At 51.3% G+C, this 22,224-nt stretch carries 18 protein-coding genes and 1 pseudogene; all 19 read left to right on the plus strand.

Annotation, left to right across the window (positions count from 1 at the left end; translation table 11 throughout):
- The first annotated feature begins 16 nt into the window (after positions 1-16).
- The 19 genes and pseudogenes from MNU25_RS08970 (at position 17) to MNU25_RS09060 (ending at position 22,221) form a co-directional block, all read left to right on the plus strand.
- A complete protein-coding gene (locus MNU25_RS08970; protein ID WP_240984760.1) occupies positions 17-1,267 on the plus strand; it encodes a 2-hydroxyacyl-CoA dehydratase family protein in 1,251 nt (416 codons plus the stop codon).
- Between the two features lie 90 nt (positions 1,268-1,357).
- The gene (locus MNU25_RS08975; protein WP_240984761.1) at positions 1,358-2,587 is read left to right on the plus strand and encodes a 2-hydroxyacyl-CoA dehydratase subunit D; all 1,230 of its coding nucleotides are present in this window, start codon (positions 1,358-1,360) and stop codon (positions 2,585-2,587) included.
- 45 nt (positions 2,588-2,632) lie between these two features.
- Positions 2,633-3,412, plus strand: coding sequence for an acyl-CoA dehydratase activase (locus tag MNU25_RS08980; protein ID WP_240984762.1), 780 nt, complete (start codon positions 2,633-2,635; stop codon positions 3,410-3,412).
- Positions 3,413-3,488: 76 nt separating this feature from the next.
- Positions 3,489-3,782, plus strand: coding sequence for an FGGY-family carbohydrate kinase (locus tag MNU25_RS08985; protein ID WP_240984763.1), 294 nt, complete (start codon positions 3,489-3,491; stop codon positions 3,780-3,782).
- Positions 3,783-3,857: 75 nt separating this feature from the next.
- Positions 3,858-4,019 (plus strand): hypothetical protein, encoded by a 162-nt coding sequence (locus MNU25_RS08990; protein ID WP_240984764.1) that lies wholly within the window; start codon positions 3,858-3,860, stop codon positions 4,017-4,019.
- Between the two features lie 112 nt (positions 4,020-4,131).
- A pseudogene (gene tnpA / locus MNU25_RS08995) lies at positions 4,132-4,530 on the plus strand (IS200/IS605 family transposase).
- On the plus strand, positions 4,523-6,070 hold the full coding sequence (locus tag MNU25_RS09000; protein ID WP_261487386.1) for a transposase: 1,548 nt from the start codon (positions 4,523-4,525) through the stop codon (positions 6,068-6,070). The pseudogene tnpA and the gene MNU25_RS09000 overlap by 8 nt, the downstream one beginning before the upstream one ends.
- 18 nt (positions 6,071-6,088) lie before the next feature.
- Positions 6,089-6,760, plus strand: coding sequence for a hypothetical protein (locus MNU25_RS09005; protein ID WP_240984766.1), 672 nt, complete (start codon positions 6,089-6,091; stop codon positions 6,758-6,760).
- A gap of 93 nt (positions 6,761-6,853) precedes the next feature.
- A complete protein-coding gene (locus tag MNU25_RS09010) occupies positions 6,854-7,471 on the plus strand; it encodes a TetR/AcrR family transcriptional regulator (RefSeq protein ID WP_240984767.1) in 618 nt (205 codons plus the stop codon).
- A gap of 287 nt (positions 7,472-7,758) precedes the next feature.
- Positions 7,759-8,559, plus strand: a complete 801-nt coding sequence (locus MNU25_RS09015) for a crotonase/enoyl-CoA hydratase family protein (RefSeq protein WP_240984768.1) — start codon at positions 7,759-7,761, stop codon at positions 8,557-8,559.
- A 2-nt stretch (positions 8,560-8,561) separates the two neighbouring features.
- A complete protein-coding gene (locus tag MNU25_RS09020) occupies positions 8,562-9,434 on the plus strand; it encodes a 3-hydroxyacyl-CoA dehydrogenase family protein (protein WP_240984769.1) in 873 nt (290 codons plus the stop codon).
- A 19-nt stretch (positions 9,435-9,453) separates the two neighbouring features.
- The gene (locus MNU25_RS09025) at positions 9,454-10,869 is read left to right on the plus strand and encodes a 3-oxoacyl-[acyl-carrier-protein] synthase III C-terminal domain-containing protein (RefSeq protein ID WP_240984770.1); all 1,416 of its coding nucleotides are present in this window, start codon (positions 9,454-9,456) and stop codon (positions 10,867-10,869) included.
- A gap of 83 nt (positions 10,870-10,952) precedes the next feature.
- A complete protein-coding gene (locus tag MNU25_RS09030) occupies positions 10,953-12,137 on the plus strand; it encodes an acetyl-CoA acetyltransferase (RefSeq protein WP_240984771.1) in 1,185 nt (394 codons plus the stop codon).
- Between the two features lie 149 nt (positions 12,138-12,286).
- A complete protein-coding gene (locus tag MNU25_RS09035) occupies positions 12,287-13,876 on the plus strand; it encodes a class I adenylate-forming enzyme family protein (RefSeq protein ID WP_240984772.1) in 1,590 nt (529 codons plus the stop codon).
- Positions 13,877-13,932: 56 nt separating this feature from the next.
- Entirely contained in the window at positions 13,933-15,621 is a 1,689-nt protein-coding gene (locus MNU25_RS09040; RefSeq protein ID WP_240984773.1) for an AMP-binding protein, read from the plus strand.
- Positions 15,622-15,792: 171 nt separating this feature from the next.
- Entirely contained in the window at positions 15,793-17,514 is a 1,722-nt protein-coding gene (locus MNU25_RS09045) for an AAA family ATPase (protein ID WP_240984774.1), read from the plus strand.
- Positions 17,515-17,880: 366 nt separating this feature from the next.
- Positions 17,881-19,353: a 4-hydroxyphenylacetate 3-hydroxylase family protein gene (locus MNU25_RS09050; RefSeq protein ID WP_240984775.1), complete on the plus strand. Its 1,473-nt coding sequence runs from the start codon at positions 17,881-17,883 to the stop codon at positions 19,351-19,353.
- Between the two features lie 140 nt (positions 19,354-19,493).
- Positions 19,494-21,170 (plus strand): long-chain fatty acid--CoA ligase, encoded by a 1,677-nt coding sequence (locus MNU25_RS09055; RefSeq protein ID WP_240984776.1) that lies wholly within the window; start codon positions 19,494-19,496, stop codon positions 21,168-21,170.
- Positions 21,171-21,243: 73 nt separating this feature from the next.
- A complete protein-coding gene (locus MNU25_RS09060; protein ID WP_306425073.1) occupies positions 21,244-22,221 on the plus strand; it encodes a phosphotriesterase family protein in 978 nt (325 codons plus the stop codon).
- Positions 22,222-22,224: the final 3 nt, after the last annotated feature.

Below are 22,224 nucleotides of genomic sequence, written 5' to 3' on the forward strand. Positions count from 1 at the left end.
CCGGGGAGGAAGAAACATGCCGAATGTAACGAACGGGGGAGCAGGGGAGAGCTTAGCCTTGTTGCTGGAGGAAGCCGATTTACGGGGAAGAGATTCTGCCTCGCGCTATCCGGAACACAAGTTTTTCGGGTATCTGTGCAGCTATTTTCCGGAGGAATTGATTTTGGCGGCGGGTTTTGAACCTTTGCGGCTTTTGCCTGATCCGGGTCCGGCGACTCCTGCGGAATTGCCGACCTATTGTTGTTCTCTGGCGAGAGGTACCTTAGCCGGGGCTAAAAAAGGGAAGATGCGTGAGCTGGCAGGCGTGGGCGTGGCAGGCGTGGGCGTGGCAGGCGTGGGCGTGGCAGGCGTGGGCGTGGCAGGCGTGGGCGTGGCAGGCGTGGGCGTGGCAGGCGTGGGCGTGGCCCACACTTGTGATACGATGCAATGCCTGGACGGGATCTGGGCCGCCGGTTTTGGCCGGGAGAAGGTGCTGAGCGTCGTCCCTCCGGTCATGCTGGCGGCCGCCGGCGGGAGGGACTACTATCAAAGCGAGATGGAGTCCCTGTACGACAGCTTGCTCCGCCTCAGTGCAGAGCAGGCTCAGATTGTCGATCACAGTAGGTCGAACAGGGCGGAGGCTTTAGATCGTGCCTGGGAGACATGCACAAAAGCCCGTCAATTGGCCGCCGAGCTCGATGAACTTCGCTCACATCTGCCCTCGCCGCTGATCTCAGCCTTGCTGCGCGCAGGACAGCTGATGCCTAAGACCCGTTATATCGCAGCCTTGGAAGAGGTTCTTCCCCTCCTGCGTGAGAAGGTCGGAGATCCTGGAGTGTCTGGAGAGCGCTACAGAGTGTTGGTTACTGGAGCCGTATTAGAAACAGACAGCCTTTTTCAGATGATCGAGGAACTTGGGGGCCGGGTTGTCGCTGACGATACCTGCACGGGCTATCGCCATTACGTTCAGCCCGCCTTGCCTCAGACGCGGGGTGAAAACGGGCTGGCTCAGATTGTGGAGCGCTACAGGAATATGCCGCCTTGTCCCTGCCGCAATCAGGGGCTGGATGGACGGCTCGATTACCTGGAAAGCCTGGCTTTGGCACGCGAGGCTCAGGGGGCTGTCCTGGTGGTCCGGAAATACTGCGAACCTCACGCTTGGGATACCGTGCCCTTATGTGAACGTTTGCAAGCCAGAAACATCCGCACCCTGGTTTTGGAATTAGAGGCCTCTGAAGTCGGAGGGCAGGAAAGAACCCGCTTGCAGGCTTTTTTGGAGAGTTTGTAGACGAGCGGGCCTGAGAGATGTTGGTAAGCTTTGACATTGTAAGCAAGATTCTACCTTGCCGGCAAGTTTCAATAGATGGAGTGATGGGGAATGCCAGCAGAAAACAAGTATCGACCGTTTCGGGTCAGCAGGGATTTAAAAAAGTTAATGGCCAAATACTATGCCTTAAGCCGCTATCACCGTTTTTGGGGACGGCCCTTGCGCCGGAGGCTGGCCTGGGTGACCAGCGGGGCTCCGGTGGAACTGCTGCGTGCATTCAGGATTCACCCGGTCTATCCGGAGCAATACGGTGCGATTTGCAGTACGGCCAAAGCTACGGAAAAGCTCTGCCAGGCTGCGGAGGCTGCCGGATATTCCCAGGATCTGTGCTCGTATGCCCGCTCTCACATTGGCTCCATTCTGCGTCCGGATTTGGCGCCGATGCAAGGGTTGCCCAAGCCCGATCTCTTGGTGGCCTGCAACAACATCTGCGGGACGGTTCTCAAATGGTATGAGGCCTTAGCCCGCATGCTGCAGGTTCCTCTTCTCGTGCTGGATACGCCGTACTTACCGGGGGAGATGACAGACCACGCCAAAAAGTACGTTCTGGAGCAGCTTCGGACGATGACAGCACAACTGGAAAGCCTCACGGGAAGGGCAAGGGACGACCGGGAACTCGGGCGACAAATGGCGCGCAGTGCGGAGATGACGAAGCTCTGGCGGGAGATTCGGGAGCTGGCCCGGGCCCATCCCTCTCCTTTGAACGGGCCGGATTTGTTTATTCAAATGGCCCCTATAGTCGCCTTGCGCGGAACACAAGAGGGCATTGACTATTATCGCAAGCTGAAAGAAGAGATCGGGGAACGGGTTAGCCAGGGACAAGGAGCGATCCAAAAGGAAAATTTCCGTCTTGTATGGGACAACATTGCAATTTGGCCGAACTTATTCAGTTTTACCAAGATGTTTACCCAGCGGGGGGCCTGTTTTGTCACGGATACTTACAGCGGGGGCTGGGCTGTGGAGTTAGCCCCGGGGGATCCTTTGGAGAGTTTGGCGGCTACCTATACGGAAGTCTTTCTCAACCGGTCGCCGGATTTCCGGGCGCGTCAGATGATTGAGCTCATCCGTGACTTCGGGGCGGATGGCTTTGTCATGCATTCCAACCGCTCCTGCAAGCCATATTCGCTGGTTCAGGAAGTTATCCGGCGCCGGGTGGTGCGGGAAACAGGCGTGCCGGGTCTCGTGGTCGAGGCTGATATGGCGGATCCGCGGGCTTATGCGGAAGAACCTGTGCGCAACCGGGTGGAGGCGTTTTTGGAGACGCTCGCTGCGCAGAAGTAGTGATAAAAAAGAAACAAGGATGAGTTGGGGGAGGAGCAGACCCGTATGGAAAGGTACTTTTTGGGTGTCGATATTGGTTCGCTGACTACGAAAGTTGTCCTCGTGGACGGACAAGGAGGGATACTAGCTTGGGCCGTGGGCCGCTCCGGCTACAGCGGGCGAGACGTGGCTCAGCGCCTGACCGGAGAAGTTCTCTCGGATAAAGGCTTGCAGGCTGAGTTTATCCAGACGACCGTAGCGACCGGATATGGCCGGGTGACCTATCCGGCAGACAGGGAAGTGTCGGAAATAACCTGTCAGGCCAAGGGAATTGCTCATTTTTTCCCAGAGGCCAGGACGGTGATTGATATTGGCGGTCAGGACAGTAAAGTCATTAAGTTGTTGCCTGGCGGAAAAGTGAGCGATTTTGCCATGAATGATAAGTGCGCTGCCGGCACGGGCCGCTTCCTGGAGGTGATGGCCGGAGCCCTGGAGATATCTTTGGAAGAAGTGGGAGAGCTCGCTGCCAAAGCGGAGGAACACCGGGCGATTTCCTCGTTCTGCACGGTGTTTGCGGAGTCTGAAGTCATCTCCCATGTTTCAGCCGGTGCCCGTAAGGCGGACATCCTGGCGGGGGTGTGTGACAGTGTGGCAGCACGGGTCGCTGCCTTGGTCGAGCGGGTGGGATTGGAGCCGGAAGTCGTTTTCACGGGAGGGGTGGCCAAAAATTCCGGTGTGGTCATGGCTTTGAACCACGAACTCGGTTATCAACTGGTTGTGCCAGACAATCCCCAGATTACGGCAGCCTTGGGCGCCGCCTTGCTGGCGCGGGGAACAAATCTGTGACTGGCCGGGCAATGTTCGAGAACTCCAAAATGTGCTTGAAAATGCGCGATTTCAATCCTTCCCGCAGCCGGTTGTGATGCAGATTACGGCGGATGTTGCGGGGCTTCCTGTCGTTAAACCGGGAACCGAGCAGACCTCCGGCTTGGGGGCAGCGATCCTGGCCGCGACCGGACTGGGCTGGTATGCGGATTTGCCCTCCGCGGTAAAGGGCATGACGCGGTCAGGTGAAAGCTTTGCGCCGCAAACGGATACCGGTCGTCTGTATGATGAAATCTATCGCCGGGTTTATCTCCATATGTATTCCCGACTGCACCCGCTCTACCAGGCTGTGCAGCAGATTACTGGGTATCCGGCTTTTCGGAAGGGGTAGACGGTTGTTCGGGTGAGATGGTTTTGAACAATATCTCGCTGCGGCCTTCAGTTAGGAGGGGGGTTAAAAGGTGTCATGGCCGGTCGGTTGGAGGCCGGAACGGTCTGGATCAACGATGTGATCTATGCTTACGGGTTGGCAGCAACTTCTTGGGGGAGAATTCAAGGAAAGCTGCTTGGGGCGGACACACTCGGCCATTGGCCTGCGGGACTTTACCCAGGTCCGTCATGGCAATGAGGGTTCTTATCCGCTGACCAAAAGCCCCATGCCCCGGGCTTTAGTCATGGGGTAAGGCATCGGACATACTTGCATTATGCAGGCATCAGATATATAATATTAATATTTTAATATTATTATGGAATATAGAAGCAATAAAGACATTATTTTCTCCTGTAAGTACCATGTAGTATAGTGTCCGGAATATCGGCGTAAAGTTCTTGTCGAGGGTGTTGATGTACGGCTGAAGGAGTTGATTGAGAATATTGCCATCCAACATCAAGCCGAAATTATCGAAATGGAGATTATGCCGGATTATGTACACCTGCTTATCGAAGTTGATCCACAATACGGTATTCATCGGCTTATTCGGCAAATTAAGGGCCAGACATCCCGTATACTTCGTCAAGAATATCCTTGGCTGAAAAGCCGGATACCCACACTTTGGACGAATTCCTACTTTGTATCGACGGTAGGAGGTGCGCCACTTGCCCAAATCAAACGCTATATCGAACAACAAAAGTATGTCTAGGAGGCTATCACCCTCTTTTATCTGTGAAATCCCCTTGCGCGTAACGCGCTTCAACGCTAAGATCCTCAACGCCCGTTTTGAAGCAGCGCGTCGGATGTATAACGCCCTTCTTGGCGAAGGAATGCGCCGACTTCGTCTCATGCGCCAGTCCAAAGTGTATCAGCAAGCCAGGGCTGTTTCTCCAACGGATCGGTTACGAAGCCATGAACGGATGCGTCTTTTTAAACAAGCCAGGGATACCTACGGGTTTTCTGAATACGCACTCTCACGCTATGCAACGCAAGTGCGACATTCCTGGTTGGATGAACACTTGGATGCCCATACGGTACAGAAACTAACCCAACGGGCTTTCGGTGCCGTCTCACGAGTAGCCTATGGCAAAGCCAAGAAAGTCCGGTTTAAAGGAAAACGCGGGCTGCACTCGGTCGAAGGCAAAAGCCAGGGGTCGGCGATAAAATGGAAAGACGATCATGTGGTATGGTCTGGAATCCGCCTCCCCATGGTAAAAGAGACGCTCAACGATCCCGTAATCGCTTATGGATTAACTCACCGTGTCAAGTATGTCCGGCTTGTGCGACGGGTTATAAACGGTAAAGACCGGTTTTGCGCTCAACTTATCCTGGAGGGTAAACCGTATCAAAAACCAGAACACACAATTGGAACAGAGGTTGTGGGCTTAGACATGGGCCCTTCGACCCTGGCCTATGTCGGCGAAACCCAGGCGGTGCTTACCCTGTTTTGCGAGCCCATCGTGCGTAATCATCAAGAGATCCGGCGGCAGCAGCGGCATATCGATCGGCAGCGGCGAGCCAATAATCCGGATTGCTATGATGAATTAGGTAGGGCCATCAAGGGTAAGCATCCGTCAAAGAAAAGCCGCCGCCTGAAAGTCTCACAGGGAACGCTTTCTGAGTTATTTCGCCAAGAAGCCGCCTATCGAAAAACACTTCATGGGCAGTTGGCTAACCAAATACTGTCCGTGGGAGTTCGCATAAAGACCGAAAACATCTCGTATAAAGCTTTCCAAAAAAGCTTTGGCAAATCGGTGGGCGTACGCGCACCGGGCATGTTTGTCGCAATGCTAAAACGCAAGGCTGAAAGTGCCGGCGGTGAAGTGGATGCGTTTAACACCCGAACCACTGCGTTATCCCAAGTCTGCCACTGCGGGGAAAGGCACAAGAAACCGCTGAAGCAGAGAGTCCATGAATGTACGTGTGGCGTCGTAATGCAGCGGGATCTCTACAGTGCCTATCTGGCGCGGTTTGTCGAAGACAATGTTCTCCATGCAACCAAGTCTAGTCAGGCTTGGTCAGGTGCGGAATCGCTCCTGCGGGCGGCGTGGAGGAATTCACAACAACTTGCGAGTGGCAGGGCCATCCCTGCCTCCTTCGGTCCGGCACTCAGGGTCGTGTCAGTTCAGAGTGCCGGACGGAGTCAGAGCGAGTCGTCCGAGAAAGAGAGCTTGATTGAGCGTAAGAGTTTGGATGTTGTAGTCTTCGGGCGAGAGCCAATCAGAGCGCAGTCAATTATAAGTTCTTAGAACCCCCTGGATTTATCCATGGGGAGATTCAGAGAGCATGGTCATCCCCTGGGACTAATCATGGTGGCAGATAACCCGCTGGCGCACGATCTGGTGGCAGCCAAATTGTTACACCTTGATCCATCGCAAATTGGCCATTTGCAGGCCGCGATCCTGCGAGGCTATACTCCGGTCTCTTTGGATGATATCGAGATTCTGGGCGATTATCCGTTGGCAGAGATCCTGAACAAGACTGCAGGTCTCTCAACCGGAATGATCCGGGTGGAGGAGTTCCCCTCGCCTCTAAGCATTCGCAGTGGGACACCCTATTGTACGGGAGGGTGTCAAGGGATCTTTCTGGATTGGCTGTATATGCTAAACGATCGCGCGCCCCAAAAGTTGGGCCGGCTTCCGGCGATACCGGTGATCATCGGACGGACGGAAGAGGAAATCACGGCTCCCCGAATGCTGGTGATTGGAGACTGTGCGGCTCAAAGTCCGCATCTTCACGGCAAACAGCTGAGAATAGCGGGTTGTCCCCCCACACATCGGGATTTGATTCTGCAAATGGCTTTGAAAACCAGGGCTTTTGCGCCGTTTATCCGGGCTGATATGGTCTGGGATTCTTATGCCGTCTATCCTTGGCGCAAGTGGCTCAAGCGCAAGAACAGGAAGGTGGGGCAGGGTGATGAACCGGAAGGGCAGGGTTGACTTTTAAAATGTATTCCGCTAGTATATAAATTGAACGTTCATTATAAATTAATTGGACATACGGAAAAATTAAGCATTGGAGCGCAGCAAATTATGCCCAAATTAGGTATGGAAGAAATCAGGAAAGAACAGGTCATTAAAGCGACTGAAAACTGTATAATCGAAAAAGGACTTTCCAACATATCCATAAAAGATATCGCGGCTGAGGCGAAGCTTAGTACCGGGATCATCTATCATTACTTTAAAAACAAAGATGATTTACTGTTACAGGTTCTCAAAGAAGCGTTTCGCAAATCGCATGAACAAGTGATGCAGACGGTTGAACCCATTGGCGATTCTGTTGTTAAATTGAAGAAACATATCGAATACATCCATGCGGTTCCTAAAGATAATCCTGAATTTTATGCCGTTTTGATGAGTTATCTGGGAGAAGCGCAGCATAATCCGAAGGTGAAGAAGATCATTGCTTTATTTTTTAAGAATCTTCGTTCTTATATTGTTCATTATTTGAGCAAGAACACTTCGCAAGCGGTAGGGATTCAAGATCGCTCCAGGGTTGAATTGCTGGCGGCCATGATGATTGGCTTAGGACTTGGCATAGGCATTCAATGGACCATCGAGCCGGATTTTCTTAATCTCGAACAGCTGACAGTGGATTTTCAGGATGTGTTAGGAGGATATTTTTCGAGAAGTCCTACAGCAGATGGCTAACGGCTATTTGTAGACTAGGTCAAGCTTCTAGGTGCCGATTGGATGCAAGGCTGACCTATCATTGAAAAGCGGCTATTTCCATGAGGAGATCTAGTTCAGGAGGAGATCTAGTTCATGAGAAGATCTAGTTCATGAGGAGATCTGGTTCAGGAGGAGATCTAGTTCAGGAAAGTCCCTGGATAATGAGGGGGGATAAGAATTTTTTAACTTTATGTATATTGAGCGTTCATTATAATATAAATGGGCAAGGAACGCATAGTTGTGTTCTGGAAGAAAGGGGATAGAGCATGGAAGTTCTTATTGAAACGAATAAAACAAATGAAAAGGTATGTACCGTTATTCTGAATCGCCCCGAGGTGAAGAACTCAGTGGATCGTAAAACCGCTCGACAATTGGCCGCTGCTTTCCGGGAATTTGAAAAGGATGATCGTCTGCGGGTTGCTGTTTTATGGGGTGCGGGAGGAACCTTTTGTGCGGGGGCTGATCTGAAGGCTTTAGCGGATCCGACAGGTTCCTTAATCAATGAGTTGAATGAGGATATGGAGCAAGATGGTCCGATGGGGACGACGCGGATGCGTTTATCCAAGCCGGTGATCGCCGCGATTTCAGGATATGCTGTGGCGGGTGGACTGGAACTGGCTTGTTGGTGTGATCTGCGGGTTGTTGAAAGAAATGCCATTATGGGGGTATTCAGCCGGCGCTTTGGGGTGCCGCTCATTGATGGGGGTACGCAACGTCTCCCGCGGCTCCTCGGTTTGAGCCGTGCTTTGGATATGATCCTCACAGGTCGGCCGGTGGGCGCTGAGGAGGCTCTGGCTATCGGATTAGCCAATAGGCTGGTTGAACCGGGCACGGCCCGGCGAGAGGCGGAAAAACTTGCGGCTCAAATTGCTGAGTTCCCCCAGGTTTGTTTACGCAGTGATCGGGAAGCAGCGTACCGTGGCCAAAATATGGAGTTTGATCAGGCGATGGCGTATGAATTTCAACAGGGCCTTAACGTCATGGCAAAGGGTGAGCCCAGGCAGGGGGCGGACAAGTTTGTGAACGGAATGGGGAGACACGGAAAGTTCTCGAAAGGAGAGGAATGAAGATGGTCAGGGGGAAAGCGATTCGTACGGTGGGTGTTTTGGGAGCGGGTTTAATGGGGCATGGGATTGCTCAACTGGCTGCTCAGGCGGACTGTGAGACGGTTTTGGTGGATACGGTCCAGGAGTCTCTGGAGAAGGCCCGGCTGGGGATAACCCAACTGTTAGAGAAACGTGTTCAGTCGAGAAAATTATCAGAAGAGTCAGCTAAGGGAATTGTGGGTCGGATCAAGTTTTCGCAGAATGTGCTTGATTTAGCTGAGTGTGATCTCATTATCGAGGCTGTTCCTGAAATCATGAGTCTAAAAAAGGAGGTTTTTGCTCAGTTGGATCAGATTGCAAAATCATCGGCGCTGCTGGCGACGAATACAAGTCAACTGAGCATCACAGAGATTGCGGCTGTGACGGGGCGTTCCGAACAAGTTATTGGCATGCATTTCTTTTATCCGGCCCAGGTGATGAAACTGGTGGAGATACCGGTCGGTGAACATACGTCAGAGGAGACGGTGGCTGCGATCGAGGAACTGGCCCAAAGCATGGGGAAGGAAACGATTGTTTGTAAGGATACGCCTGGATTTATCGTGAATCGCCTGCTTGCGGGCCTAATGGTGGAGGCGACGCGAGTGTATGATGAAAAACTGGTGAGCATTGAAGATGTGGATAAGGCATTAAAATATGCCCTGGGTCATCCGATGGGACCGTTTGAACTCTTTGATTTCAGTGGCATCGATACGATGGTTAGAGTCGCCGATGGTCTGCGGGATGCTTTTGGTGAGCGGTTCCGGGTAGGCACGGGAGTGCGGAACAAGGTGCGGGCCGGCGATTTTGGCCGTAAGAGCGGCAGAGGGTTTTATCGTTATAAGAAGGAAAACGAATAAGGCATAGGGGGTGTGAGTGATGGCGGGGATTGTTGCCTTTGGAGGGTATATCCCGTGGAGCAGGCTGGAACGTAAGGCGATTAAAGAAGCACAGGGGGAATCCGGATTACCCGGTGCCAAGGCCGTTGCCAATTTTGATGAGGATACTCTGACGATGGCTGTGGCGGCTGCGCTGGATTGCGCCAGCGGACTTGATACGTCCCGGTTTGATGGGGTGTATTTTGCCGGTACGACGTCACCTTTTGGAGAAAAACTGGTTGCTCCGACGCTGGCGGGTGTTTTAGATATGCCAGCCAACTGCCGGACGATGGATATATTGGGCTCCCTGCGTGCCGGCTCAAGTGCGCTGTTGGCGGCTCTGGATGCGGCCCGTCAAGGGCAGCAGATGCTGGTGGCGGTGAGCGATAGCAGGATGGGCAGGGTCGGCGGTTTAAACGAATTGTTATTCGGAGATGGGGCAGCGGCTTTTCTATTGGGGAATGAAAATGTGATTGCAGAAATTCTGGATTATGAAAGTATGTCCGTTGATTTTTATGATAATTGGCGTCTTGCGGAAAGCCGTTTTGTCGAGACCTGGGAAGAAAGGTTTTGGTACAGTCAGGGTTATGGCCGCTTCCCGCTGGAAGTGGGGAAAAAGGCCATGCAGAAAGCAGGGTTAAAGGCAGAAGATTTTGCCAAGGTCGTGATTTATGGAATGAAGGCCAAGGATCATCTGAGCCTTGCAGCCAAGCTCGGTTTTCGCCCGGAACAGGTCGCTGATAATCTGATTGATGTCATTGGCAATACGGGAAGCGCTTGTGGCCCGCTGGCTTTGATTCGTGTTTTAGAAACAGCTAAACCCGGCGATAAGGTGTTATGGATAACCTATGGGGACGGGAGTGATGCCATCGTTTTGCAAGTGACGGAGGCGATTCATGATTTGCCGCCACGCAGGGGAGTTGGCGGGTATGTGGAGGGACCTGTTCATCCGATCACCTATGGCAAATACCTGAGGTGGCGCAATCTGCTCCCTTGGGAAGCGCCGCGGCGTCCGCCTTTAGTACGACCGTCGCTTCCGGATCGTACCCGTAATCTGGGGAAGATCCTGGCCTTGCGCGGTAGTCGTTGCCGGGTCTGTAAAACACCGCATTTCCCCCCGCAAAGGGTGTGTGTTCATTGTCAGGCCATCGATCAGATGGAAGAATACTCCTTTAAGGGCCGGGGTGCGAGGTTGGTCACGTATACGCTGGATGGCTTAGCTTTTTCACCCGATCCGCCGGTGGCCCTCACGGTGATTGACTTTGAAGGAGGTGGACGATTGGTTTGCCAAGCGACGGATTACGAGGCCGATGAACTGAGTATTGGTCTGGAATTGGACCTGACCTTTCGCCGCTTGTTCGCAGCGGAGGGGCTGCCGGTTTATTTTTGGAAAACGATACCTAGAAGGCGCTTGTGAGTCGGGAAAGGCGAAGTTCAAGGGTTGGAATTTGAGACCGAATAAAGGCGTGTAGACACGCGTTAAGTTAGGAGTGGATGGCGATGGCTGGCAGTATCAAAGATAAGGTGGCCATTGTGGGCATGGGTTGTACGCGGTTTGGGGAACGCTGGGATGCCGGTCTGGACGATCTCATCGTGGAAGCCGTATCCGATTGCACGGCGACCTCTGGGATAGAAATAAAAGATGTGGAAGCTTTCTGGTTTGGCAGCTTTACATCCAGCACCACCGGGGCTTTACCGTTTTCTCTAACGATGAAAACGTTCTTCAAACCTGTGACCAGGGTGGAGAATATGTGTGCGACTGGGACGGATGCCTTCAGAAATGCCTGTTATGCGGTGGCTTCCGGGGCCTATGATCTGGTAATGGCGATTGGGGCAGAGAAATTGAAGGATTCGGGTTACAGCGGTTTAGAAACTCCAATGCCACACGCAGACCGAACCACGCTGGAACCGTCGGCACCGGCTCGGTTTGCGTTTTTGGCACCGGCTTACGCCCATAAATATCAGCTTTCTATGGATCATTTGAAAACGGTTATGGCCAGGATCGCTTGGAAGAATCATCATAATGGGGCTTTGAACCCCAAAGCGCAGTATCAGCAGGAAGTTTCCATGGAAACGATCCGAAAATCGCCTATGGTGGCTTATCCTTTAAGCATTATGGATTCCTCAGGGGTGGCGGACGGAGCGACGTGTGCCCTGATTTGCCGGGTTGAGGATGCCCATAAGTATAATAAAAATCCGGTTTATGTGAAAGCTGTTGCGATTGCTGCCGGTTCCGGTTTTGGTGAACGGCATCAGGATTATGACTATACCACGGTGCTGGAAACCCATTTTGCCGCTCAGGCGGCTTATCAGGAGGCCGGTATTAGAAACCCCAGGGAAGCGATCAGTTTGGCCGAAGTCCATGATTGCTTTACGATTACGGAGTTGGTGAATTACGAGGATCTAATGCTTTCCCCGCGTGGAAAGGGATGGAGGGATGTGGAAAGCGGTTTTTATGAATTGGGTGGGGGCTTACCGGTGAATCCTGACGGGGGGCTGAAGTCTTTTGGACATCCAGTCGGGGCGACAGGTCTGCGCATGCTCTACGAAGCCTATTTACAGTTGAGAGGGGAGGCGGGGAAACGGCAAATTAACAATCCGCGGCTGGCACTTACGCATAACCTGGGAGGTCAGCCGTCCTATGCGGTCGCTTCAGTTTGTATTGTGGGTAATCAGCGGGGTTAGGTATGGGCACACCGCTGGAAGTTTGATCCTAATCTTGGCAAGGTGCTCACTGGGGTATTCACTGAGACAAGAGGGTCATAGAGGTAAGGTGTTTTGAAGTTTGGATTCTTGATGTAGGGTGCGGCAGATTAGAAAAAGGGGGATTTAAAATGGCGGGGGATATGGATTTTTCTCTTCCGAAGACCCATTACTCGAACAATCTGGTCAGCAGCATGAAGATGAATCTGGCGAAAAACCCGGATATGTTGGCGATCGTCTTCGAGGATCGGCAGGAGACTTGGGCGCAAATGTGGGAGCGGACCAATCGGCTGGGCCGGGGGATGTATCGGCTCGGCTTGAAAAAGGGTGACCGGGTTGCAATGTTGTTAAACAACGGTTTTGAATTCCCGGAAACCTATGTGACCACGACCAAAGCCGGGTTTGTCATGAGCCCGGTCAATACGAATTTCAAAGCCGAGGAACTGGCCTACCAACTCCATGATTGCGGTGCGGCGGCCTTGGTTACCAATCCTGAATACATCGAATTGGTCTATTCGATTCGTGAGCGGCTGCCGCAACTGAAGCACTTGATCGTGACGGGTGAAAGCGATATTGGAGATGCGTTTTCATATGAAGGGTTGATTCGTTCCTCCAGCCCGGAAGAAATAGCCGTTGATATCCGGCCCAGCGATGTTCATATGATCCTCTATACCTCGGGGACTACGGGCCGGCCTAAGGGTGCCGTCAGAGGGTATATGGAGAATTTTCATACAGGTATGGCGGCTAGCGTCGAATGGAGTCTTCGTTCCGGGGACAGGCAACTGGTAGTGACGCCGCTTTATCATGCCGCACCCTGTGCCTGGCTGCTGGCGACGCTGGTTACGGGCGGGACGGAGGTGGTTTTGGCAAGGTATATGCCGGATCGGGTTTTGGAGGCCATTGAAAAGTACAAGGTCAACTGGACCATGATGGTGCCGATCATGTATGATCGCTTGTTTACCTTACCGACAGAGGTTTTAAACCGCTGTGACCTCAGCAGCCTGCGCGTTGTGATCTCAGGGGGTGCACCTTTACACACCCCGACCAAGGCGAAAATTAAACAATTCTTCCGGCAGGCTGAATTGCACGAATTCTACGGGAGCACCGAACTGGGTGTATCCACTGTTTTGCGGGACGAAGATCAGTTGCGCAAGGAGCGCTGTGTGGGTAAACCGTTACAGGACGTGGAGCTTAAGTTATTTGACCGAGAAGGGAAAGCGGTTAAACCGGGTGAGGTGGGTATTCTCTATTCGCGGGGGCTTTGTGGATTCCGAGGATATTGGAATAACCCGGAAGCTACGCGGGAGGCCTTTTTGAATGATGAATGGGCAACGGTCGGTGATATGGCACGGCAGGATGATGAGGGATATTACTATCTTGTGGACAGGGCTAAGGATATGGTTATTTCAGGTGGAGTGAATGTTTATCCTGTGGAGATTGAAGAGGTTTTACTGCAGCTGGATGCGCTCCAGGATGCCGCAGTGATTGGTGTTCCTGATTCAGAGTGGGGGGAAGTCGTGAAAGCTATCGTAGTACTTAAGCCGGGTGCGGTGCTCACGGCGGAAGCGCTTATCGGGTACTGCAAGGAACATCTGGCTCGGTTCAAGGTGCCAAAGTCGGTGGACTTTGTCGAGAGCATACCGCGCACGCAAACAGGGAAGATCCTCAAACGGGAGCTGCGCAAGAAATACTGGGGAGACGGGGGAATTCAGGTTTCTTAGTCTTTTGAAATAAGGAATTATTCGAAACGGGCTATTTCAGTTGAATGGAGGATTATATGAGTATTGAATGGTTTCCTCCTATACTGGAGGAGAAAAAAGGTTTTTATCCGCAAGACATTTATGAGGAAGCGTTACAGCGTTATCCTACCGTTGCGGAGTTGGTAACTCGAAAAGCCGAAGAAAACGGGGATAAGATCTGGTTAATCTCTGGTGAAGAGAAATATAGCTTTAAAGAAGTTGACAGGCTGACAGATAATCTCGTAGCCGGTTTTTATGAGATGGGCATGAGAAGTGGGGATAAAATAGCGATCTTTGCTTTAAATTCCCCACAGTGGATATTTTCGTATTTTGCTATTTTGAAATTAGGAGCAATACCTGTCACGGTGAACACGGCTTTTATAAAGGAACCATTAATCTACAATCTAAAAGCTGCAGAAGCCAAATACCTGGTTCTGGATGCCCGTTTGTTAGAGGCTTATCGAGAGGTAGAAGAAGAACTTGATAATATACAAAGTTTGGTAATTATAGGCGAACACCAGAATGAGTCTTTCTCGAAGCTTCACAAAAAGTATCAATTTCTTGAAGCTTTACTGACAGTGACATCTAATCCAGCAGTAAAGGCAGTTGAATTGCCGAAAGATCCTTGTGCGATGATCCTGACGTCGGGGACGACGGGACGTTCTAAGGTTGTCGTGGACTCCAATGCGCAGTTTATTACGACGGCGTTGTTTATGCTTGATGTAGGTGGAGTTACCGGGGATAGTGTCGTTTATGTATACCTTCCCCTATTTCACATTATGGCCTTGGATCTGGCAACCATTTCTTCCCTGCTTGCCAATGCCACAATGGTTCTCGTGGAGAAATTTTCTCCCGCAACGTTTTGGGATGAGATCAAGAAGTATCATATCACTCACTTTCATGCCGTAGGGCCCATATTGGAGATGCTTTTTAAGCTGCCGCCTTCCAGTTTAGAGCAGGAACACGGATCTCTGACGGCTATCGCCTATTCGTCTAAAGAAGTGTGGCTGGAGGCCAAGAGACGTTTTAATCTCTCGCTTACAGGCGGCTACGGGAGTACGGAGGTTGGTATTCCGATTTCGTCACCGTATGATATTGTGGTTGCCGGAGAGAATCCGCCTGGGCGTTGTGGGCTGGTAGGTCCTCACGTTGAGGCACGTATTATGGATGAGCAGGGACATTTTCTACCGGTTGGAAGGACTGGTGAGATTGTGGTTAGGCCTAAGATTCCCTGGACGATATTTTTGGAATATTACGGTATGCCACAACAAACGGTGGAGGCTTTTAAAGGATTGTGGTTCCATACGGGTGATGCCGGTTATTTTGACGAGGCTGGTTACTTGTATTTTGTCGATAGAGTGAAGGATGCCATCCGTCGGCGGGGAGAAAACATATCTTCTTACGATGTTGAGCAGCTGTTATTGAAAGACCCCCAGGTGGCGGAGGCAACAGTTATACCTGCTCCTTCTGAGGTGGGTGAGGATGAGGTTATGGCAGTCATCGTTCCGAAGGTCGGAGAAACGATTTCGCCGCAAGACATCATTGATTATTGTGTGGAAAACATGCCCTTCTTTTGGGTGCCGCGTTATATTAGGATCGTAGGCGGGCTTCCACGTACGCCAACAGGAAGGATTGAGAAATTCAAGCTTCAAAATGAAGGTCTGACAGCAGATACGTTCGATCTGGCGGGTTATCGGTCAGAGAAGAGAAAAGGATTCAAGCATTAATCCAATGCTCATTCTCATGTCATCGGCCTACAAGAAAAAAGAAAGTGAACGTACCGTCATCCCGGAAATTACTTAAAGAGTCAGTCAGAGAAAATCCGACTGACTCTTTGCATATTCCCAGAAATAGGGTAAGATAGAAAATAAGGATGTGATGATTTGGGGGCTGAATCCATGAAGAAAAGAATCGCCATCGGCGTCAGCGATTTCCGGAAAATGCTCACAGGAGCTTACTACTATGTCGATAAGTCCTTATTTATAAAAGACATTCTCGAGGATGGCTCGGAGATAATTCTCCTGCCCCGTCCACGCCGTTTTGGCAAAACCCTCAACATGTCCATGCTGCGCTATTTCTTTGAAAAATCAGCGCTGGATCAGAGTGCACTTTTCGAGAACCTGGCGATCAGCCGGCATGCGGACTGCATGGCTAAACAGGGGCAATACCCCGTGATCTATCTGACCTTTAAGGATCTTAAACATAATACCTGGGCAGTAACCTATGACAGCTTCGTGCAGTTAATCTATACGGAGTATAATCGGCACCTTTATTTGCTGGATTCCCCCGTTCTGAGCGATATGGATAAGAAGTATTTTCGACGGGTCAGCATGGAGGAAGGCAGTGAAGCGGATTACGCTGGGAGCATTAAGAAATTATCGGAGTTTCTGACCAAACATCACGGTAAGAAGACGGTCATCCTGATCGACGAATACGATGTCCCTATACAGCAGGCCTATCTCAAACAATACTATGATCCGCTTATCTCGTTCCTGCGCAATTTTATGACGGCTGCCTTAAAAGACAATAACTATTTGGAAAAGGCAGTCTTGACCGGCGTAATGCGGGTCGCGCGGGAGAGCCTTTTTTCAGGGCTCAATAATCTATCGGTGTGGACCCTATTAGATGAACCTTACTGTAAGCAGTTTGGCTTTCTGGAAACAGAGGTCGAAGAGCTCTTGAATTATTATGGAATAGAATCGCAGATAAATGAAGTTCGCAACTGGTATAACGGTTATATTTTTGGGAATGCCGTGATCTATAACCCCTGGTCGATTCTCAAATACGCGCAGAATTGGAAGGGTGGTTTGCAACCCTATTGGGTCAACACCAGCGATAACGAATTGGTTCATCGCCTGATCAGCCGGGGCGGACCGGCTTTGAAGATGGTATTGGAAGATCTTTTGCAGGGCACTGCCGTGGTGAAAACCATTAACCAGAATATCTCCATGGGCGACGTCGAGAAAAATGACCAAAACGTCTGGAGTTTTTTGCTTTTTACCGGTTATCTCAAGCCTATCAGCCGGGAAATCGTCGACGGAGAGATGGTCTGCAGTCTGGCGATACCGAATCGGGAAGTGCAGACGATTTATCGCGTGATCGTAAAATCCTGGTTTAGTGATTCTGTCCATTCAGAGTTTCTGAAGACTATGTTGAAAAGCTTGATCCGTGGGCAGATTGAAGTCTTTGCCAGCCACTTCCGGGAATATGTGCAAAGCAGCTTTAGCTACTTCGATACCGGCGGAAAAGTGCCGGAGAAAATCTATCATGCCTTTGTGCTGGGCCTCCTGGTAGGGCTGCGTTCTGATTATGAAATCAAGTCCAACCGCGAGGGCGGGTATGGACGCTATGATGTCATGGTCATCCCCCGGGATACGAGCCAGGCGGGCCTCATTCTCGAGTTTAAGAGTGTCGAGCCGGAGGAAGCCAAGGATCTGGAACCGATTGCAGAGCTCGCCTTACAGCAGATCGAAGCGAAGGGCTATCAGCAGGAACTGCTTGAGCTGGGAATCCAGAAGATCATCAAGCTGGGTATCGTCTTTCGGGGGAAAGAGGTATTCGTGAAGGCCAAGGACTGGCAGTCTGTGCCGGGTGTGCAGCCTTGTTTATCAGGGGAGTAGGGGTCAAAGTTAGTTCGTCCCACCAGCAAAAGCGCGGTCTGTATGTTTAGTATACAGGAACACCGTCAAGACATCACTGCTTTATATACATTTCATACAAGTGTTGCAACCCTCTGCGGTCTGTTTGCCAGCCGGGAGGGTTTTCTGGGTTTTGACATGCTTGGCACGACTCTTGCAACACTAATTCTCGAATTCTCGCATGACTTATGAGGAATAACCTATTTCCGAATAATGCGAAAAGAAGGGGGTCGGGCTTTCGCGTCACCGGGTATTCATATCGCCGGGTATTCATATGTCGCGGCCTGCGGGCAAGCAACCCAAACGACAGCAGGGTCATTGACCACGAATTAGCAAAGGGGAATGAATATGAGAACAAGGGCTGAGTATATCGAACGGTTAGGCAAAATGAACCATAACCTCTTCTTCAACGGTGAAAAGATCGATCGGCTGGATGAACGCCAGCAAGGTGCTCTTAACGTCATGGGCTTGACTTTTGACGCGGTTTGGGATCCCGCCAGTAAGGACCTCTGTACGGCGACTTCCCACATCACGGGGGAAACCATCAACCGCTTTAACCACATTCACCAGAACGCAGAAGACCTGCACAAGAAGCAAGATATGACCCGAATGCTCGTCAACAAAGTCGGACAGTGTATTCAACGCTGCATGGGGATTGACGCCGCTAATGCAATTCATGCGGTATCCTATGAGGCTCAGAAGTCTCCTAAGGCCAAAACGGCTTACCATGACAATTGGCTGAAGTGGCTGGAGCGCTTCCAGAGAGAAGACCTCGTAGCCAGCTGTGCGCAGACCGATGTCAAGGGCGAGCGCTTGAAACGGCCGGCTGAGCAGATTGACCCTGATATGTATGTGCATGTGGTGGAAGAGCGGAATGACGGGATCGTTGTCCGCGGCTGCAAGGTTCATATTTCGGAGGCTTCGATCTCCGATGAGATCCTGGTGGTACCGAACAGAGCTCTGCAAAAGGGCGAAGAAGCTTATGCCCTGGCTTTTGCGGTTCCCTCAGACTATGAGGGGGTCAAACAGGTGGTCCATTTCCACAATTACCGCAAGCGCGACACCTATGAGAGAGGAATCGAATACGGCTATACGGATTCCTATGTCATCTTTGACGACTGCTTCATTCCCTGGGAACGAGTCTTTCTCTGCGGGGAAATCCGGCACGGCGGCATCGCGGCTTCGCTGTTTGCCTTGTTCCACCGTCATTCTTACTCTGGCTGCAAACCGGCCATGCTCGATTATGTGATTGGTCTGGCGGCGCTGGCAGCGGAAATTAATGGGATTGAGAAGACCCCGCATGTGCGCAACATGCTGTCTGAACTGATTATGACCGGGGAACTCGGATATGCAGCCGGCTACACGGCATCCGCCCTGGGCCAGCCCCAAGTCTACATGCCCGGGATGGGTCTTGTGCCATATGGCCCCGGCAGCTATATTCCGAACTCTATCTATGCCAATGTCGGCCGATGTCTGACCGGTGAGGCTGTGTTTCACGAGCAGGAGATTCTGTGCAATATTGCCGGGGGTATGCCTGCGACTTTCCCCTACGAAAAGGACTTGACCAACCCTGAAACCAAAGCGCTGTTGGAGAAGTATCTCAACCGGAACCCGAAGATCCCCATCGAGGAGCAAATTAAGTTCTGGCTGAACTTCATCGATTTTGGCCTCTCCGGCTCTACGGGCTCCGTCCAGTATGGATCTTATCATGGGGGCGGATCCCCGATTATGGAGCAGATTGCCATCACCTCCCAGTATGACCTGGAGTCCAAGAAGGACATCGTCAGGGCTATCGCCGGTATGGAACCCAGGGCGAAGTAGAAGTAGGCTATAAGTTAAGTTAAGTTGGGCTAAGCCCAATTAATCTAAAGTCAATTTAAATTGAGGGAGCGTCTGATTTCCAAAATAGCTGGGCTTAAAACCAAGTACTAATTTGTCGATTCTTGGAGGGAGGTTAAATTATGATGAGGACTCGTCACTATGAATTTTGGCCTAAGCGCTTACCACTAAGTTTAATTGTACCGGAGACCAGCTTATGTGACAACCTTGCTGTCTCCGCGCGGAGGTATCCCGACAAAATTGCCATCCATTATTACGGCGGTTCGGTTTCTTATCGGCGTTTTCAAGACGAAGTTGAAAAGTTGGCCGGCTTTTTGCAAATTAAGCTAGGAGTCGCCCCAAAGGATCGCATTCTGCTCTTTATGCAAAATTCACCGCAGTTTATGATCGCTTATTATGCCATTTTACGGGCAAGTGCCGTGGTGGTCCCTATGAGTCCGATGCATGTTACTGCTGATCTGGAGTTTTATATCAACGATTGCCAGGCAACGGTCGCTGTGGTTGGGCAAGAACTCTATGAACGCATTGCCCCGCTGCAGAAGAGCACTCACTTGCAGCACGTGATCATTGCCGCCTATTGTGATTATAGTTCACCCGATTTTGATTTGGAAATTCCTCCTGAAGTAGGGGCAGCACGCCTGACCTTCGGGAATACCAAGGCAATTTACTGGAACGAGGCCATTTCCGGGGCTTTGGAACCGGGCCCGTCGACGGTCTCTCAGCCTGACATGGCGCTTCTGCCTTATACATCAGGGACAACCGGCATACCGAAAGGATGTGTTCACACCCATGGGACTGTAAACGCGAATACAGTCGGTTCAGCTGCATGGACCTCAATGACGGCCAATACCACTTCTTTGACAACGTTACCGTTATTTCATGTGACTGGAATGCAACACAGCATGAACGCACCGATTTTTGCCGGGGGAACGATGGTGTTGCTGACCCGCTGGAACCGGGAGTTGGCCGCTGCTTTGATCGAGCGTTTCGGATGTACTCACTGGGTAAACATAGCGACCATGGTGGTAGATTTTCTGGCGAATCCCAACCTGAGTAAATATAATGTTAAATCTCTGGCGTTTGTGGGAGGCGGGGGTGCGCCTCTGCCGGAAGCAGTGGGTGAAAAGCTCTTTCAACTCCTGGGGGTGAGATATGCAGAAGGATACGGTTTGAGTGAGACAGTTTCCCAAACCCATTTCAATCCACCGGACCGTCCGAAGTTGCAATGTTTGGGCATTCCGTCTTTCGACGTTGATGCCAGGATTGTCGCTCCCGGGACGTTGGAAGAGTTGGGATGCGGGGTAGCAGGTGAAGTGGTCGTGAACGGGCCCCAAGTGATGAAAGAGTACTGGAACCGCCCGGATGAAACTAAGAAAGCTTTTATCACAATCGGAGGAAAACAGTTTTTCCGTACGGGCGACATTGCTAAATACGATGAGGACGGGTATTTCTTTATGGTGGATCGGATCAAGCGCATGATTAATGCTGCCGGTTTTAAAGTTTGGCCCACGGAAGTCGAGTCTATCATGTTTAAACATCCGGCCATCCAGCAGGCCTGCGTAATTGGTGTAATGGACCCTAAAAGAGGAGAAACAGTCAAAGCCTATGTCATTTTGCATGAGGAAGAGCGAGGCAAGGTGACGGAACAAGAGATCATTGAGTGGACCAAGGACAAGATGTCGTCTTATAAATACCCGCGCAGCGTCCAATTTGTGGAGAGCCTTCCGGTCTCGGCCAGCGGCAAAGTCCTTTGGCGCAAGTTGCAGGAACAAGAAAGGGCGAGGGCTCAAGAAGGGTAAGCGTGGGAGTCACTTCCACTCACCTCCGCCTTTGCAATCGGGTAACTATTTAAGAGAGGGTGAAATGACCGTGATGGCTACAGTGAATACGGTGTTAGGTCCGGTAGGTGCGGATAAGTTGGGGAAAACCCTGGTTCATGAACATTTTGTGTTTGGTTATGCCGGATTTGAAGGAGATACCACTTTAGGGGAATTCGACCCGGAAGCGGCCCTGCAGACGGGTATTGACGTGGCGGAAAAACTTAAAGTTCATGGGGTAAAAACGGTGGTGGACGCCACGACCAATGAGTGTGGCAGAAACCCGGATCTCTTAAGAAAAATTGCAGAAAAGACAGGACTGCAAATTGTTTGTTCCACCGGTTATTACTATGAGGGAGAATCAGCCCCGGCCTACTTCAAATTCCGGGCCGGATTGGGGGATGCGGAAACTGAAGTTTACCAAATGTTCGAAAAAGAACTGACTGAAGGGATTGGGAAAACGGGAATCAAAGCGGGGGTTATCAAACTGGCCTCCAGCAAAGATGTTATCACTGACTATGAGAAGATGTTTTTCCGGGCAGCGGCCAAGGTCCAGAAGGAAACTGGAGTCACAATTATCACGCACACTCAGGAAGGGACCATGGGGGCTGAACAAGCGGAACTGCTCATTTCCGCTGGGGCCGATCCCAGCCGGATCTTGATTGGTCATATGTGTGGCAATACCCAGTTAGCCGATCATGTTCGTGTGCTAAAAACCGGGGTTTTTGTTGGCTTTGACCGCTTTGGCCTGGAAGGAGTGGTCGGAGCGCCTTTGGATGCGGTGCGGGAGGCAGTGCTGATTGGCTTAATGGGTACCGGGTATGGCAAACAAATTCTGCTGTCCCAGGACACAGTAAACTTTTGGTTAGGCAGACCCCTTGTTTTGCCCCCGGTTGTACAACAGATGCTGGCCCAATGGCATCCCACCCACATCTTTGAGGAAGTAATTCCGGTTCTGAAAAAGGCAGGAATTACCGACGAGCAGATAGACATGCTCCTGATAGAAAACCCCAGAAGGCTGTTCGGCGACTAGGCA

This window comes from Acididesulfobacillus acetoxydans (assembly GCF_902729405.1).
GTDB classification, from domain to species: domain Bacteria; phylum Bacillota; class Desulfitobacteriia; order Desulfitobacteriales; family Desulfitobacteriaceae; genus Acididesulfobacillus; species Acididesulfobacillus acetoxydans.